Raw genomic sequence first — 16,615 nt, forward strand, 5'->3', positions numbered from 1 at the left:
ATTAACGTTGAAAGAACATACGATGCCTACCCTCTATCTGGTTGCCGGAGCGCGTCCCAATTTCATGAAGATCGCCCCCATCGTGCGGGCGCTGCAAGCCCACGGCGGACTGCGCTTCAAGATCATCCATACCGGTCAGCACTATGACCGCGACATGAACGAAGTGTTTTTCGAGGAACTGGGCATCCCCCAGCCCGACGTCTTCATGGGGGCCGGCGGCGGCAGCCATGCGCAGCAGACGGCCAGGATCATGCTGGCCTTCGAGGAGCTGTGCCAGGCCGAGCGGCCCGATGCCGTGCTGGTGGTGGGCGACGTGAATTCCACCCTGGCCTGCTCCATCGTGGCGAAGAAACTGAATATTCCTGTCGCACACGTCGAGGCGGGCTTGCGCAGCGGCGACATGGCCATGCCGGAAGAAATCAACCGCCTCGTCACGGACAGCATCAGCGACTGGTTCTTTGTCACGGAACCGAGCGCCCTCGAGCACCTGCGGCGCGAAGGCAAGCCCGATGACGCCGTGCATTATGTGGGCCACGTGATGGTCGACAACGTGCTGTACCAGGCGGAAAAGCTGGCTGCCAACGGCATCGGCGAAGGCGAGGGCGCAGCCTTCAAGGCGCGCCATGCGGGCGCCGGCCAGGGCTATGGCGTGGTGACGCTGCACCGTCCCAGCAATGTGGACAGCCAGGAAATGATGCAGGCCATCGGCGGCGCCTTGCGCAGCATCGCGCAGGACTTGCCGCTGATTTTCCCGGTGCACCCGCGCACCCGCGCCAACCTGGAAAAGTTCGGCATCGACATGGGGCCGAACGTGACGCTGGTGGGGCCGCAAGGCTACATGGCCTTCCTGAACCTGTGGAAAGACGCCAGCGTCGTGCTGACGGACAGCGGCGGGCTGCAGGAAGAAACCACGGCGCTGGGCGTGCCGTGCCTGACGATACGTGAAAACACCGAGCGCCCGATCACGGTGGACGAAGGCAGCAATGTGCTGGTGGGTACGGACCCCGCCCGTATCGTGGCCGAGGCCGGCAAGATCCTGCGCGGCGAGGGCAAGCGGGGGCAGCGTCCCCTGCTGTGGGATGGCAAGGCGGCCGAGCGCATCGTGGCCGTGCTGGCGGCGCAATTATCATGAGCGGCCGCATCACGATGATGGGCTGCCAGATCGACAATCTGTCGATGGAAGAAACCCTGCAGACGGTCGAAGGCTTCATCCAGTCCGGCAAGCCGCACCAGCATGTGGTGGTAAATGTCGACAAGCTGGTCAAGGCGGAGCGCGATGCCGAGCTGCGGCGCATTATCAACGAGTGCGCGCTGATCAATGTCGACGGCATGCCGGTGGTCTGGGCCTCGCGCCTGCTGGGCAAGCCATTGAAGGAGCGCGTCGCCGGCGTCGACCTGTTCGAAGCGCTGATGCGGCGCAGCGCCGCCAAGGGCTGGCGCGTGTACCTGCTGGGCGCGCGCGAGGAAGTCGTCAGCGAGGTCAAACGCCTGTATGAGATCAAGTATCCGGGCCTGGTGGTGGCCGGCTACCGCAATGGCTACTGGAGCGAGGCGGAAGAGCCTGGCGTCGTGGCGGACATCACGGCGGCGCGGGCAGACTTGCTGTTTGTTGCCATCAGCTCGCCGAAGAAAGAGCATTTCCTGGGCCAGTACCAGGGCCAGATGAAAATCCCCTTCGCCATGGGCGTGGGCGGCACCTTCGACGTGGCCGTGGGCCGCGTCAAGCGCGCGCCCGTGTGGATGCAGAAGTCGGGACTGGAATGGTTTTATCGTTTCTTGCAGGAACCGCGCCGCATGTTTCGGCGCTATTTTATCGAGGACATGGCGTTTTTCCGCCTGTTCCTGAAGGAAGCGCTGCGCCGCTGAGCGTCACCCGCCCCCAATGGTTACTCCCTTTTTAGATTGAAAGTATTGCTATGACTACTATTGCCGTGATTGGCCTCGGTTATGTCGGTTTGCCCCTCGTTGCCGAATTCGGCAAGCAGGGGCGCACCATCGGTTTTGATATCGTGCAGAGCAAGGTCGACAGCTGTCTGCGCGGTGTCGATCCTTCGCGCGAGCTGAGCAACGAGCAGATGGCGGCCGCCGTGCACGCCGAATATTCGTCCGACCCGGCCGTCCTGGCTGAAGCCGACATCATCATCGTTGCCGTGCCCACGCCCGTCGACGTGGCGCACAGCCCGGACTTCGGGCCGCTGATCGGCGCCAGCAAGAGCCTGGGCCAGCACATGAAGAAGGGTGTCATCGTGGTGTACGAGTCGACCGTCTATCCGGGCGCCACGGAAGAAATCTGCATTCCCGTGCTGGAGCAGGCCTCGGGCATGCAGTGGAAGCGCGACTTTTTCGTCGGCTATTCGCCCGAGCGCATCAATCCGGGCGACCGCAAGCACATGCTGACGAACGTGGTAAAAGTGGTCTCGGGCGACACGCCGCAAACGCTGGAGGCGGTGGCGGCCATGTACGAATCGATCGTCGAACCGGGTGTGCACCGCTGCTCCAGCATCAAGGCGGCCGAAGCGTGCAAGGTGATTGAAAATACCCAGCGCGACCTGAATATCGCGCTGATGAACGAGCTGGCCATCATCTTCGACAAGATCGGCATCGATACCTCCGAGGTGCTGACGGCGGCCGGCACGAAGTGGAATTTCCTGAAATTCAGTCCCGGGCTGGTGGGCGGCCATTGCATCGGCGTCGACCCCTACTATCTGACGCACAAGGCCGAGACCCTGGGCTACCACCCGCAGGTGATCCTGGCCGGCCGGCGCATCAACGACGGCATGGGCAAGTACATCGCCGAGCAGACCATCAAGAACATGATTGCCGCCGGCAGCTACATCAAGGGCGCGCGCGTGAACGTGCTGGGCCTGACGTTCAAGGAAGACTGCGCCGACCTGCGCAACTCCAAGGTGGGCGACGTGATCAACGAACTCAAGACCTATGGCGTGGAAGTGTTCGTGCACGACCCGTACGCGGATGCGGAAGAGGCGATGCACGAGTACGGCGTGCGCCTGTTCAGCTGGGATGAGTTGCCGCGCGCCGACGCCATCGTGGCGGCCGTGTCGCATCGCGCGCTGACGTCGCTGCCGGTGGAAGACTTCCAGCAAAAACTGATCAAGGGCGGCTGCTTCATCGACGTCAAGGCCTGTTTCAATGAAGCGGAACTGCGTGCCGCCGGCATCAAGGTCTGGCGCTTGTAGCACATGTTTGACCTGGAACAGGGAATGCCGCATTCCCTGTTTTTCCGCATGCTTCCCCGCGCTGTATCAAACGTGCTGAAGAGCACGTCTGTATAGTCGATCCGACAGTCTTTGCACAGGGGCAGCGCGGCCACCCTCATCCACGATGGAAAGCAAGCGATCATGAAAGCAATGATATTGGCGGCAGGCAAGGGAACGCGCGTGCAGCCCCTGACCTATGATTTGCCCAAGCCGATGATTCCTATCCTGGGCAAGCCCGTGATGGCTTACCTGGTCGAGCACCTGGCGCAGCATGGCGTGACCGATATCATGGTCAACGTCAGCTACCTGCATGAAAAGATCGAGGAGTATTTCGGCGAAGGCCACCAGTTTGGCGTGCAGATCGGCTATTCCTTCGAGGGCCATACAAATGACGCGGGCGAGGTCGTGCCGGTGCCGCTCGGCTCGGCTGGGGGCATGAAGAAGATCCAGGAGTTTGGCGGCTTCTTTGATGAAACCACGATCGTACTGTGCGGCGATGCCTTGATCGACCTCGACCTCAAGTCGGCCCTGCTCGAACACCGCCGCAAGGGCGCGCTGGCTTCCGTCATCACGCTGGAAGTGCCTTGGGACAAGGTGTCGAGCTATGGCGTGGTGGTCAGCGATGCCGATGGGCGCATCCAGGCCTTCCAGGAAAAACCGGCGCAGGCCGAGGCGCTGTCCAATTGCGTCAGTACCGGCATCTACCTGTTCGAGCCGGCGGTGCTGGACCTGATTCCCAGCGACCGGCCGTTCGATATCGGTGCGGAACTGTTCCCCCTGCTGGTGGAAAAGGGCTTGCCGTTCTATGCGCAAAAGCGCCACTACAACTGGATCGACATCGGCAGCGTCAAGGATTACTGGGAAGTGCTGCAAAGCGTGCTGATGGGGGAGGTGGCCCAGTTGCACGTACCCGGTATCCAGATTGCCGACGGCGTGTGGGTGGGCTTGAACACGCGCATCGACTGGAGCGGCGGAACGCGTATCGAAGGCCCCGTGTATATCGGTTCGGGCTGCCGCATCGACGCGGGCGCAAGCATTGTCGGCCCCACCTGGATCGGCCATGGCAGCCATGTCTGCGCGGGCGCCGAAGTGGTGCGCAGCGTGCTGTTCGAATACACGCGCGTGCTGCCTGACGTGTTGCTCGATGAAATGATCGTCTTCAAGGAATATTGCGTTGACCGCGCCGGCCGCATGCGCCACGTGTCGGAAGGCGACGCCAACGCCTGGGGCAATGCGCGCGACCGCCGCCGCCAGCGCCGCGCGAATGGCCCGCCGGCCCTGTATGCCACATAGCAGACCTTCGATGGAGTATCTCCATGAAAATCTATCCTGTCATTCTGTCCGGTGGCTCTGGCAGCCGCTTGTGGCCATTGTCGCGGGCGCTGTTGCCTAAGCAACTGTTACGTTTGGTGACGGACAAGACGATGTTGCAAGAGACGGCGCTGCGTGTGTACAGCCTGCCCGCGCGCGGTACTGGCGACAGGGCGCTGGCGCGGATCGAGGTCATGCCACCGATGGTCGTGTGCGGTAATGAACACCGTTTCATGGTGGCCGAGCAATTGCGCGAGATCGGTCTGGCGCCGCTGGGTATCCTGCTCGAACCGGTAGGGCGCAATACGGCGCCGGCGGTGGCGGTGGCGGCGCAGTACCTGCTGGCCTTCGACCCCGAGGCGCTGATGCTGGTCTTGCCGGCCGACCATGTCATCACGGATGTCGCCGCGTTCCACCTGGCGATCGCCGAGGCGGCGGCGCTGGCAGGCGCTGGCGCGCTGGCCACCTTCGGCATCGTGCCGACGGCGCCGGAAACGGGCTATGGCTACATTCGCAGCGGCGAGCCGGTCGGCACCGGCGGGGCCGGTTATCGCGTCGCACGGTTCGTGGAAAAGCCGGACCTGGAGACGGCACAGTCATTTGTCCTCTCGGGGAACTACTTGTGGAACAGCGGCATGTTCATGTTCCGCGCCGAGCGTTACCTGGGTGAACTGGGCCTGTTCCAGCCGGCCATGCTGGCCGCCTGTGAGGCGGCCGTGCGCCATAGCTACCGCGACCTCGGTTTCTGCTGCCTGGAAGAAAAGGCCTTTGCCGCCTGTGCCTCGGACTCGATCGATTACGCCGTCATGGAGCATACGGCCCACGCCGTGGTGCTGCCGGCCGCCATCGGCTGGAGCGATGTCGGTTCCTGGTCGGCCCTGTGGGAAGTGCAGCAGCGTGATGCCAGCGGCAACGTGGTGCGCGGCGATGTGTATCTCGATGACGTGCGCAATTGCCTGGTGCGTGCGGAAAGCCGCATGGTCGCCGTGCTGGGCCTGCAGGACCTGGTGGTGGTGGAGACGGACGACGCGGTGCTGATCGCGCACAAGGACCAGGTGCAGCGCGTCAAGCAGGTGGTGGAGCATTTGAAGCAGCAGGGACGCAGCGAATACCAGCAGCACCGCAAGGTCTACCGGCCATGGGGCAGTTATGAAGGCATCGACATCGGTGAGCGTTTCCAGGTCAAGCGCATCACCGTCAATCCGGGCGGTAAGCTATCGCTGCAGATGCACCATCACCGTGCCGAACACTGGGTGGTGGTCAGCGGCACGGCGCAAGTCACGTGCGGCGAGAAGGTGACCTTGCTGACGGAAAATGAGTCGACTTACATCCCCATCGGCATGACGCACCGGCTGGAAAACCCGGGCAAGTTGCCGCTGCACCTGATCGAAGTGCAGTCGGGCAGCTATCTGGGCGAAGACGATATCGTGCGGCTGGAGGATGTATATCAGCGCGTCTGATGGCCTGCCGGCCGAGATCCAAGAGTATAGAAACTATTGGCTCTCAGAATGATGCTATAAAGTAACTTTCCATTGGGTAATAGTTAACACATTTGATTGCTTTATGCTATGATTCTGCCTGGTTTGATTAGATAACTCATGCGGATGCAAGCGCGTCCGCACTCACGCTCGGTGGAATCGCATGACGAAAAATACGTATTCGGTGCTGGCGGCCCTGGCCTTTGCCGGTTCAGCCTTGTTCTCGCAGGCGGCAATGGCTGCGCCGGTCGACATCAGCTCCGTTCCTGGCGCCGTCAACCTGGCCGCGGGCGGTTCGCTGACCTTTGGCAACAAATTCAAAAACAATCAAAAAAGCAATTTTTTCAATGACTTGTTCACTTTCAACGTGACGCAGGCCAGCGATTTGAGCGTGATTCTGAGCGCGCGCAGCAGCAGCGCCTCGAATGGCCTGAACCTCACAGGTTTTGGCTTGTACAGCAGCGTCGGCAACACCTTGCTGTTGGGTGGCAACCAGTTGTTGACTGGTATCGATGACAAGTGGAGCTTGTCGTATGCCAACCTGGCCGCCGGCGCCTATTACCTGAAAGTCAGCGGCAACGTGGTCTCGCACACGGGCGCCGCCTTCAGCGCGAATGGCAGCCTGGTGTCGGCCGTGCCCGAGCCGGGCACGTATGCGATGCTGCTGGCAGGCCTGGGCTTGCTGGGCTTCGTGGCGCGCCGCCGCCAAAAGGGAGCCTGAGCGTTCTTCGCCGTTCCTGATCCCTTCCGCATCTTATCCCGCAGCCAGTGCGTACTGGCTGCAGCACTCTTGGTGAAAAGTATGAAAAAATTCCTGCAATCCCTGTTTGTGGCAGCCATGTTTGCCGGCAGCAGCCTGGCCGCCCACGCGGCGCCTGTTGACCTCAGCCACGCGGCGGTGGACCTGACGCAAGACCTGCTCGACTATTCGAGCAGCGAACTGCTGGGCTCGTTTGCTCTGGCACCGGGCCAGCTGGCCGGCGCGGGCAACAACTTTTTCAGCGACAAATTTACCTTCAGCGTGACGGGTTTGAACGACCTGAGCGCATTGGCGACGTCGCTCAAGCCCAGCATCAATTCGGGCCTGACTCTGACCGGCTTTAGCCTGGGCAATGCCAGCGGCATCCTGTTCCAAGGCGCCCTGGACCTGGTCAACTACACGGCGCAGGACCAGGCCTGGAGCCTGGCGTCCGGCGCCACGCCGCTGGCCGCCGGCAACTACTTCCTGCAGATCGACGGCTATGTGGCCGCGCCGACAGGTGGCAGCTACAGCGGCATCCTGGCCGTCACGCCAGTGCCTGAGCCGGAAACCTACGGCATGCTGCTGGCCGGCCTGGCTGTGCTCGGTTTCATGGCGCGCCGCCGCAAGCCGCAGGCTTGAAACGCATAGGCGACAAATAAAGACGGAGGCTGCGGCCTCCGTTTTTTTTGGGTGCGTGGCGACATGGCGCTATAATCGGCAGGCACAGCTGGCCGCTGCGGCCTGGCTGCCTCGATCGACTTACCTTCCGATACCGACCCTTGCATAAACTTCTCTCTTTTTCGCTGCTGCTGGCCGCCGGCATGGCACGCGCCGATGCGCCCGCCGTCGCACCGGGCCTGCAGCCGTCGCAACTGGCCATCGTCATCAATGATGCGGAACCGAACAGCGTGGAAGTGGGCGAGTATTACCGCCAGGCGCATGCCATTCCGGCCGCCAACGTGGTGCACGTGTCGATCCCGAACCGCCCCAAAAAGCTCAGCGTCGACCAGTTCGCGCAGCTCAAATCGCGCATCGATGCCCAGCTCAAGCCGGACATCCAGGCTGTGCTGATGGTGTGGAGCGCGCCGTACGCCGTCGAATGCAATTCCATCACTTCCGCCTTTACCTTGGGGTACGACGGCGGCCAATGCGTCAAGACCTGCGACGCGGGCAAGCCCAGTACGTATTTCAACAGCAATGTGGGCCAGCCGTTCACCCAGATGGGGCTGCGCCTGTCCATGCTCTTGCCCGTCGATTACGTGGAAGAAGCCAAGGCGGTGGTCGACCGTGGCACGGCCAGCGGCTTTTCCATTCCCGCCGCCGGCGCGTACTACCTGACGACCAGTGATGGCGCGCGCAACAGCCGTGCCAGCTTCTTCCCGCCGGCCGGCGTGATACGCCAGCGCAAGCTGACGATCCGCAATCTGAAGGCCGACACGCTGGAAGGGGCGAAGGACGTCATGGTCTACCAGACGGGCCTGGCCAAGGTGCCCAAGCTCGATACCTTGCGTTTCCTGCCTGGCGCTTTGGCCGACCACCTGACCTCGTTCGGCGGCGACCTGCAGGGCACGGCGCAAATGAGCAGCCAGCGCTGGCTGGAAGCGGGCGCGACGGCCAGTTACGGCACCGTCAGCGAACCGTGCAACCACTGGCAGAAATTTCCGAACCCAACCGTCCTGCTGCGACGTTACCTGACGGGAATGACGGCGCTGGAAGCGTACTGGGGCAGCGTCGCGTGGCCGGCCCAGGGACTCTTTATCGGCGATCCGCTGGCGGCACCGTATGCGGCGTTCCGGCGCTGAGGCAAGCGGCCATACGGATGCGTGGACGAAAAAAAAGGCTCTTGCGAGCCTTTTTTGATATGGTTGCCGCTTATGCCCTGGCCTGGCGCTTGCGGCGCGCGGCAAATGCCACGAGGCCGAGTCCGGCCAATACCATGGCATAGGTGTGGGGTTCCGGAATGGCCGGCAGTTCGGTGACGGTATCCTGGCGCCCTTGCAGGCCGCCAGCCGCACCGCCGCCGCCAATGCCGCCGCCGTTGCCGACGGCGCCGGGCAGGCTGGCGCCGCGCGTCAGCAGGCTGGTGTCGTCCGGTGTGGCCATGGCCATGCGGCCATAGGCGGGCGCCTGCGCGCCACCCCAGCCCAGCAGGCTGTTGTCTTGCGGCTGCGCAAATTCGTCAGTGGCAGCCAGCGACGTGCCCTGCGTCACGCGGGGCATGCCGCCACCGCCAGTGCGGCTGTTGCCCGATAATCCGCCGCCATTGCGCAGCGCATGCGTGCCATCGTCTTCATTCCACTGGTTGAAACTCTGGTCTTCCTTCTTGCGGCCAAATGCCTGATCGGCGCTGCTGCCATCGTTGGTCATGCTGTCCCTGCCGATGTCGCCGTTGATCAGGCGGCAATTGCTGCTCATGGCGTTCATGTCGCCATCATTGGCGCGCGCTTGCTGGCCGGACGACTCACTGGTCGCCGCGCAGCGTTTTTCATTGTTTTGGGCATTGCCCTGTGCCTTGCCTTGTGCCTGCGCCGCAGGGATCAATGCGAACATGGCGCTGGCAAGTAAGGCTAAATGTAAGGTAGGAGTGATTTTCATCGTAAGGCTCTCATAGGTCGCTTGTTCGCTGTCGCCGCACAGGCTTGCAGATACTGCCACAGCCTGCGGTGCGTGCTCTTGCTTGGCTAATTGCCGTTTACTACTTGCGGAAATTTACTTTCCGGCATTTTCATGGCGGGAGTCGTACTCGGCCGGACGAGGCGTGATTTGGGCCTCGTGGGGAACTGATATGGCTTGCCGCACAAACATCTGGAATGCGCCGACCGCCAGGGCTGCACCGCATGGTGCGCATGCACGGATCTCGTTTTCTGTTGCTGTGAAACTTTAATTGAATGTTGGAAATATACCATAAATGGCGTAACTGCTGGGAAAAACGGTGTTTTTTTGTTGCGTAAAAGACATAGACTCATGTTCTCAAGCTATCGTTTTGCTCCGTTCGGATGAATGCCATGTCATTAAGCTGTCATGGCAAAATGTTAATGTGGGAACATCAGTGGCGACACTGTTCTTGCCCTGGCGGCGGTTGCGGTTGCCCGCACCTTCCTCCAGCACTTTTTGCCAGCATCCTTATTCATCGAACAGGATCTTTTCATGTCCCCATCATTCCATGCGTGCACGCCACCCGGGCGCTTGACCATCCTGGCCGCTTTGCTGGCCAGCCTGTCCGTGCCGGCCCTGGCCGCTTCCGACCTCGTCATCAGCCAGGTGTACGGCGGTGGCGGCAATTCCGGGGCGCTGTACACCCACGATTTCATCGAGATTTTCAACCGCGGCGCGAGCCCGGTAAATGTGAATAACTGGAGTGTGCAATACGCCTCCGCCGCCGGTACGACCTGGGCCGTCACGGCCTTGCCGGCTATCGATTTGCAACCTGGCCAGTATTTGCTGGTCCAGCAAGCCAAGGGCGCAGGCGGTACGGCCGCGCTGCCGACGCCGGATGCGACGGGCGGCGCGGCCATGTCTGGCACGGCGGGCAAGGTGCTGCTGAGCAATGGCAAGACGGCGCAAACGGGCGCCAGCCCGACGGGTGCCGCCATCGTCGACCTGGTCGGTTTCGGCACGGCCAACGGTTTTGAAGGCGCCGTGGCGCCCGCACCATCGAATACCCTGTCGATTGCGCGCGCGAATGGAGGCTGCGGCGACACGGACGACAATAGCGCGGACTTCGCCACCGGCAGCGTGGCGCCACGCAATACGGCGTCGCCGCTGAATGTGTGCGGCGGCCCCGTCGTGCACCAGATTATTACCAGCTGCCCGGCCAACCTGGCCTTGGCCGTGGGCAATGGCGGCAGCGCCGTGCTGCGCGCGTCCGACGTCGATGGCGTCGTAAATGCGGCAAGTATGACGTCGCCGGCCGTGGCCGGCATCAGCCTGGCCAATTTCAGCGCGGCCGGCGTGGCGGGCGAGAGCGCCAGCGTGAACCTGCTGGTAGCCGCCGGCGTGCCGGTGGGCAATTACCCGGTCATCGTAAATTTCAGCAACGACCAGCAGCAGACGGCGTCGTGCAAGGTCGATGTGGCCGTGCAAGGCCTGGCCGCCATCAGCCACACGATCCCGCAAATCCAGGGCAGTGGTGCCAGCAGCCCGTACGCCAATTCCGTGCAGACGACCGAGGGCGTGGTGACCCTGAAAGTGGGCACCGGCTTCTTCATCCAGGATGCGGCCGGCGATGGCGACCCGTCTACGTCGGACGGCATCTTCGTGTACACGGGCGCGACGGCCACCACCGTGCAGCCGGGCGAACTGGTGCGCGTGACGGGCACGGTGGTCGAGTACACGCCATCGGGTGCGAAAAATTCCTATACGGAATTCAAGGACGTGACGGCCATCCTCACGCAAAGCGCGGGCCACAGCATCGTGCCGGCGAATGTTACTTTGCCGAACGAGAACCTGGCGGCTGTGGAAGGCATGCTCGTGCGCTTCACGCAACCGTTGACCGTGTCGCAAAATGCCTATCTGGGCGCGCGCGGCGAACTGAGCCTGTCGGCGGGGCGTCGCGAAGTGCCGACCAACCGTTATCCGGCCGGTTCCGCCGAGGCGCAAGCCTTGATCGCCGCCAATGCGAACAACCTGATCGTGCTCGATGACGGCATTTTCGTGGCGCCGCCAACGATACCGTACATCGGCCAGGACAACACCGTGCGCAGCGGCGACACGGTGGCCGACCTGACGGGCGTGGTGGACTTTGGCGCCATCGGCGGTGGCGGTGCCGCCTACAAATTGCAGCCGACGCAGACGCCGCAATTCTCGCGTGACAACCCGCGCACGGGCAGCCCGGAGCTGCCATCTGGCAACGTCAAGGTGGCCAGCGCCAATGTGCTGAATTTCTTTACGACCTTTACCAATGGCAACAATATCTTTGGCCAGACGGGGCAGGGCTGCACCGTGGGCACTTCGACCACCAGGAGCAATTGCCGCGGCGCCGACAACCTGGCCGAGTTCGTGCGCCAGCGCGACAAGATCGTCGCTGAACTGAAAGCCATCGACGCGGACGTGGTGGGCTTGATGGAAATCCAGAACAATGCTGAAACGGCCGTCACGTACCTGGTCGAACAACTGAACGCGGCCATCGGCGGCGTCACGTACGCCGTGGTGCCGAAACCGGCCGCCACGGGCACGGACGCCATCCGCGTGGCCATGATCTACAAGCCAGCCAAGCTGGGCCTGGTGGGCGGCGCCTTGTCGGACGCCAACGCCATCAACAACCGTCCGCCGATGGCGCAAACCTTCCGCGCCGGCAATGGCGAGAAATTCTCGCTGATCGTCAACCACCTGAAGTCGAAGGGCAGCTGCCCCTCGAGCGGACTGGACGCGGACCAGAACGATAGCCAGAGCTGCTGGAACGCCACCCGCGTGCAGCAAGCCCAGCGCCTGGTGGGCAGCTTCGTGCCGCAGGTGGCGGCCGCTGCCGGCGACGCGGACGTGCTGGTCATCGGCGACTTGAATTCGTATGGCGCGGAAGACCCGATCCAGGTCATCACGGGTGCCGGCTTCGTCAATGAACTCGAGCGTTTCGTGCGGCCGTCCGGCATGCCGTATTCGTACGTATTCGGCGGCCAGAGCGGCTACCTCGACCATGCCCTGGCCAGCGCCTCGCTGAGCCCGCAAGTGGCCGGCGTGGCCGAATGGCATGTGAATGCGGATGAGCCGGAAGTGATCGACTACAACATCGACTCTGCCAAGCCGCAAGACCTGTACAACGCCTTGCCGTACCGCGCGTCGGACCACGATCCTGTCGTCATCAGCCTGGACTTGCAGCCCGCCTACCGCGACATCACGGCCGGCGTGGCGCAAGCGAGCTCGGGCCTCACGTACAACCGCGTGACGCAAAAATACACGGGCACGTTCTCGTTCACCAACACGGGCACGAGCGCTTTGAGCGGCCCGTTCCAGGTGGTGTTCGGCGGCTTGCCTGCCGGCGTCAGCCTGGCCAATGCCACGGGCAGCCATGCGGGCGCCGCGTATGTCACGGTGAACGCCGCCAGCCTGGCGCCAGGCGCGACGGCCTCGTTTGCCGTCAGTTTCAGCAATCCGTCGAAAGTGACGATCACCTACTCGGCCAGCATTTTCGCCGGCAATTTCTAAGGACACCATCATGTTGACAACGACATTCAATCTCACCCTGCGCCGCGCCGTGCTGGCCGCCGTGCTGGCCGCCAGCTCCAGCCTGGCGCTGGCGGACCCGCTCGGCTACCGCGTGGAAATCGACACGAGCCAGTTCTCGGGCGCCGGTTTCCTCGACTTCGCCTTTATCGCCGGCAACAGCCCGGCGCCGGGCGCCAGCGCCGTACTCAGCAATTTCTCGGGCGCGTTCGGCGCACTGGAATCGATGGAAGGCAACGTCAGCGGCAGCTTGCCCGGCACCTTGACCTTCGGCAATAGCGGCGCCTACAACGACTGGTTTCACAACGTGACCCTGGGCGGCAAGTTCGGTTTCAATATCGTCTTTGGCGGCGACTTCCTGAACACGGCCGGCAATGCGGGCACGACCTTTGGCGTGGGCTTGCTCGACTCTACGGCCACGTCCTACCTGGGCAATGCGAATGGCAACCTCGTGCAATTCGAACTGACGCCGCTCAACGGCGGTTTGCCCGCCAGCATCGCCGGCAGCACATATGCGAGCATCGCGTCGATCTCGGCCGTGCCGGAAGCGTCGGAATGGATGATGCTGACAGGCGGTCTGGCGCTGATCGGTTTTGCTCTGCGCCGCCGGACCGTCACACGCGCCTAGTCTTTCCAGCCTGAACACAGCGCGCCTGCTGGCCGCTGTGTTTTTTCATCTATTTATTCGCAATAGCTATAAATCAGGAAACTAAATTGTATTAGTCAGCGTTTTACGCTTGATGCATAGTAAAAAACTTGTCGGGCAGTCTAGTATTTTCATGACTGCCGCCAACTTTTTTCGGGAGATGCATCGATGCCTGGCCATATCCTGGTGCTGGACCCTGCGCCCGCCATGCAGGCGCTGCTGGCGCACAACCTTGCGGGCGCCGGCTACCGGGTCAGCTGCGCCCTGGACGCGCGCGGCGCGCTGGCGCTGCTGGCGGCCGATCCACCCGACGTGCTGCTGCTGGAGTGGGAACTGCCCGATGCGTCCGGCATCGCGCTGCTGCGCCAAGTGCGCCAGGATGGCGTGCAGTGCGACTTGCCCATCATCATGATCAGCGCGCGCGACAGCGAACAGGACAAGGTGCTGGCGCTGGAAAGCGGCGCCGACGATTACCTGTGCAAGCCTGTCGGTCCCCGTGAAATGCTGGCCCGCGTGCATGCGCTGCTGCGCCGGCGCGCGCCATCAGCCTTGCGCGCAGGCGCAGGCACGGCCGGGGCTGCCGCCTTGCGGCTCGATCCGCACACCCTGCGTGTGACGGCCGGCAAGGTGCCCATCCACCTGGGCCGCGTGGAATTCAAACTGCTGCATTTCCTGATGGATCATCCGGGCAGGGTGCATAGCCGCGCGCAACTGCTGGACCAGGTGTGGGGCCATGCCGCCTACCTCGATGAACGCACGGTCGACGCCCACGTGGGACGCTTGCGCCACGCCTTGCAGCCGGGCGGCTGCGGCCACCGCATCGAAACCGTGCGCGGCAGCGGCTACCGCTATCTGGCTTCTGACGCCGCCGTGTGCACATGATGCTGCTGACGGGGAGGGAGCAGGAATACCTGCTGCACGCCATCCTCGGCGCGCATGGCATGGCCGTGCCCGGCGATTTCTTTTTGTGGAGCCAGGGGCCGCTGCAAACGCTGTTGCCGCACGACATATTGATGTGTGCGCGACTGGACGCCGACGGGGCCGTGCTGCGCAGCGAAGCCTGGCACAGCGCCGCGCCCGATCACGCGCAGCTGCGCGAGCGCCAGGGCCAGCTGGCCCACCTTGCGCTGGCCTGGCGCGCCGGTGGACAGAGGGCGGGCGTCATCGACGGCGTGCTGGTGCATGGCAGCGTGGGTGACGCCGGCGGCAGTTTTTTTGCCCTGTTCGCCGTGAAGCAGGCGGACGCGGCGCGCCAGGCGTATGCACTGGAATTGCTGCTGCCCTACCTGCACGTGCACTGGCTGGCGCTGCCAGGCAGCCAGCGTGTGCGTGCGACTGGCCCGGTTGCTGCACGCGCGGCCAGTGCGCGCGAGCTGGAAGTGCTGCATTGGGTGCGCGAGGGGAAAAGCAATGAGGAGGTGGGGCAAATCCTCGGCATCAGCGGTACTACCGTGAAAAGCCATTTGCAGCGCATCTACAAATTACTTGGCGTGAGCAACCGCATGCAAGCCGTGTCGCGCGGCATTGCGCTGCGCCTGCTCAGCCACTAGCGCTGATCCTGCGGCCGGGCCTGCATCTTTTCATTGCCATTGCCATCTTGCGTGTGTTCGATGCTGCCGGGCGATACCCGCGCCACGTCCGGGCTTGCTTGCAGGCGCGCCACTTCGGCCGGTGTCAGCATGGCGGCAAAGCCGTTGAAGGCCGCCGTGTAGCGGTATTGCACGGAGGCGTCGGGTACCAGCGCCAGCACGGCGCGCTGCTGCGCTTCCAGCTGGGCCGTGTAGCGCCGCGCGGCGTCGCTGTGCGTATCGAGCCCATGCACGCCGTCCGCTTGCGAGGCCAGCGGCGGGGCGCGCAATTGCACCAGATAGGACTGCCGCGCGGCAGCGGCCTGCGCCGCGACAGGCAGGGCATGGATGCTGGCCATGCCGGCCAGGATGGCAATGCAGAGGCGAAAGGTGGACATGCGCCGATTGTACGCGCGTCGCGCATAAAAAAGGCTATGTCACCATCAGATGTGGGAATGCGCCCAAAGTTGCTTTCAATAATGTTTCCGGTGAACGGATGCGCCCGGCGTCGAGTATCCAGCGCCATCCCAGGTAATTTGGCAGGTAGCGCGTCGCCACGCCATGAAACGGACCGAGCCATTGCCGCAGGCGGCTGTGATAGGCGTTGACGTTCTGCACGTGGGCGGCGCCCTGCACGCGGATGCCGGCGCGCAAGTTGACGGCCTGGTGGCTGATGCCAGCTTCCTGAGCAAAGGCCCGGTAGGCGGGATGACCATCGGTGACCAGTAGCACATCCTTGTCGATGAAGGGCAACAAACAGTGATGCAACTGCGCCTTCGTTAGCGCCCCTTTGCCCGTGACGAAGTCGAGGGTCTGGCCCGTACGGTCGCGCGCCACCAGGATGCAGACCTGTTCATTCGATATGCCGCGCTGGCGGGCATGGCCGCCCCGGCGGCGTGCCGGACGCGTCATGTTTCTGGATCCCTTTTCCGATTCCAGTACATACAGTTCGTCCGCTTCGGCAATGCCATGCAGACCATGCGGCCGGTCCGTCTTTGCCAGCGATAAAAACCGGTGACGCCAGCGAAACGAGGTGTTACGGTGCACACCTAGCTGTGACGCTGCCTTGCGCACGGAATCCGATGCCAGCAGGCAATCGGCATAGGCGAGCCACAACGATTTATGGCGCAAGCGGGCCAGCGGCGTGCCGGTGAGCGCATTGAAGGTGCGTCCGCACGGTACGCAGCGGTAGCGCTGCAGTCCGTGCGCATGACCATGCCGGTGCAGGTGCGCGGAGTCGCAGGCGGGACAGGCCAATCGCGGCTGCGCGACACTTTCCAGCAGCGCGACGGTCGCGTCGTGTGGCACATTGCCACGTAGCAGGGCAATGCCTGCTTGCCGCTGACGCTGACTCAACTGAGCAAACTGCGCAATCAAGGTGATCCATTCGGCTGGCCGCATGATCTGCTCCTGCAGGGTAAGTATGCAGAGTCAGACAACACAACCAAGGGAAGATTCCGGCATTTCCCTACTTGCCGATGACAGAGCCATAA

The 16,615-nt window shown here is 63.0% G+C and carries 15 protein-coding genes; 12 read left to right on the top strand and 3 right to left on the bottom strand.

What is annotated here, in order from left to right; translation table 11 throughout:
- The first annotated feature begins 22 nt into the window (after positions 1–22).
- The 8 genes from wecB (at position 23) to ACQ4WO_RS19840 (ending at position 8,551) form a co-directional block, all read left to right on the top strand.
- Positions 23–1,132, top strand: a complete 1,110-nt coding sequence (wecB, locus tag ACQ4WO_RS19805; RefSeq protein ID WP_102295188.1) for a non-hydrolyzing UDP-N-acetylglucosamine 2-epimerase — start codon at positions 23–25, stop codon at positions 1,130–1,132.
- Positions 1,129–1,866 carry a WecB/TagA/CpsF family glycosyltransferase gene (locus ACQ4WO_RS19810; RefSeq protein ID WP_436482907.1) on the top strand — a complete coding sequence of 246 codons (738 nt, stop codon included), beginning with the start codon at positions 1,129–1,131 and terminating at the stop codon, positions 1,864–1,866. Before wecB ends, ACQ4WO_RS19810 begins: the two co-directional genes overlap by 4 nt.
- Before the next feature lie 50 nt (positions 1,867–1,916).
- On the top strand, positions 1,917–3,197 hold the full coding sequence (locus ACQ4WO_RS19815) for a nucleotide sugar dehydrogenase (protein ID WP_102295183.1): 1,281 nt from the start codon (positions 1,917–1,919) through the stop codon (positions 3,195–3,197).
- Between the two features lie 162 nt (positions 3,198–3,359).
- Entirely contained in the window at positions 3,360–4,511 is a 1,152-nt protein-coding gene (locus tag ACQ4WO_RS19820; protein WP_436482908.1) for a nucleotidyltransferase family protein, read from the top strand.
- A gap of 23 nt (positions 4,512–4,534) precedes the next feature.
- Positions 4,535–5,989, top strand: a complete 1,455-nt coding sequence (locus ACQ4WO_RS19825; protein WP_436482909.1) for a mannose-1-phosphate guanylyltransferase/mannose-6-phosphate isomerase — start codon at positions 4,535–4,537, stop codon at positions 5,987–5,989.
- A 181-nt stretch (positions 5,990–6,170) separates the two neighbouring features.
- Positions 6,171–6,728, top strand: a complete 558-nt coding sequence (locus ACQ4WO_RS19830; protein WP_436482910.1) for an FxDxF family PEP-CTERM protein — start codon at positions 6,171–6,173, stop codon at positions 6,726–6,728.
- Between the two features lie 81 nt (positions 6,729–6,809).
- Entirely contained in the window at positions 6,810–7,388 is a 579-nt protein-coding gene (locus tag ACQ4WO_RS19835; RefSeq protein WP_102295176.1) for an FxDxF family PEP-CTERM protein, read from the top strand.
- A gap of 140 nt (positions 7,389–7,528) precedes the next feature.
- Complete coding sequence (locus ACQ4WO_RS19840) at positions 7,529–8,551, top strand: TIGR03790 family protein (protein WP_436482911.1); 1,023 nt, start codon at positions 7,529–7,531, stop codon at positions 8,549–8,551.
- Between the two features lie 70 nt (positions 8,552–8,621).
- Here the strand turns inward: ACQ4WO_RS19840 and ACQ4WO_RS19845 are convergent, their stop codons facing one another.
- Positions 8,622–9,299, bottom strand: a complete 678-nt coding sequence (locus ACQ4WO_RS19845) for a PEP-CTERM sorting domain-containing protein (protein WP_436482912.1) — start codon at positions 9,297–9,299, stop codon at positions 8,622–8,624.
- Positions 9,300–9,896: 597 nt separating this feature from the next.
- Between ACQ4WO_RS19845 and ACQ4WO_RS19850 the strand changes: the two genes are divergently transcribed.
- The 4 genes from ACQ4WO_RS19850 (at position 9,897) to ACQ4WO_RS19865 (ending at position 15,104) form a co-directional block, all read left to right on the top strand.
- Positions 9,897–12,890, top strand: a complete 2,994-nt coding sequence (locus ACQ4WO_RS19850) for an ExeM/NucH family extracellular endonuclease (RefSeq protein WP_436482913.1) — start codon at positions 9,897–9,899, stop codon at positions 12,888–12,890.
- Positions 12,891–12,900: 10 nt separating this feature from the next.
- On the top strand, positions 12,901–13,536 hold the full coding sequence (locus tag ACQ4WO_RS19855; RefSeq protein ID WP_436482914.1) for an NF038129 family PEP-CTERM protein: 636 nt from the start codon (positions 12,901–12,903) through the stop codon (positions 13,534–13,536).
- Between the two features lie 186 nt (positions 13,537–13,722).
- Positions 13,723–14,436 (top strand): winged helix-turn-helix domain-containing protein, encoded by a 714-nt coding sequence (locus ACQ4WO_RS19860; RefSeq protein ID WP_436482915.1) that lies wholly within the window; start codon positions 13,723–13,725, stop codon positions 14,434–14,436.
- Positions 14,433–15,104, top strand: coding sequence for a LuxR C-terminal-related transcriptional regulator (locus ACQ4WO_RS19865; RefSeq protein WP_436482916.1), 672 nt, complete (start codon positions 14,433–14,435; stop codon positions 15,102–15,104). Before ACQ4WO_RS19860 ends, ACQ4WO_RS19865 begins: the two co-directional genes overlap by 4 nt.
- Here ACQ4WO_RS19865 and ACQ4WO_RS19870 read toward each other — a convergent pair.
- Together ACQ4WO_RS19870 and ACQ4WO_RS19875 are read right to left on the bottom strand one after the other, a co-directional pair.
- Positions 15,101–15,520, bottom strand: a complete 420-nt coding sequence (locus ACQ4WO_RS19870; RefSeq protein WP_436482917.1) for a protease inhibitor I9 family protein — start codon at positions 15,518–15,520, stop codon at positions 15,101–15,103. The two genes, ACQ4WO_RS19865 and ACQ4WO_RS19870, sit on opposite strands and share 4 nt — an antisense overlap.
- Before the next feature lie 34 nt (positions 15,521–15,554).
- Positions 15,555–16,523, bottom strand: a complete 969-nt coding sequence (locus ACQ4WO_RS19875) for an IS1595 family transposase (RefSeq protein WP_436482918.1) — start codon at positions 16,521–16,523, stop codon at positions 15,555–15,557.
- Between the last annotated feature and the right edge of the window lie 92 nt (positions 16,524–16,615).

Source organism: Janthinobacterium aestuarii, assembly GCF_051380835.1.
GTDB classification, from domain to species: domain Bacteria; phylum Pseudomonadota; class Gammaproteobacteria; order Burkholderiales; family Burkholderiaceae_D; genus Janthinobacterium; species Janthinobacterium aestuarii.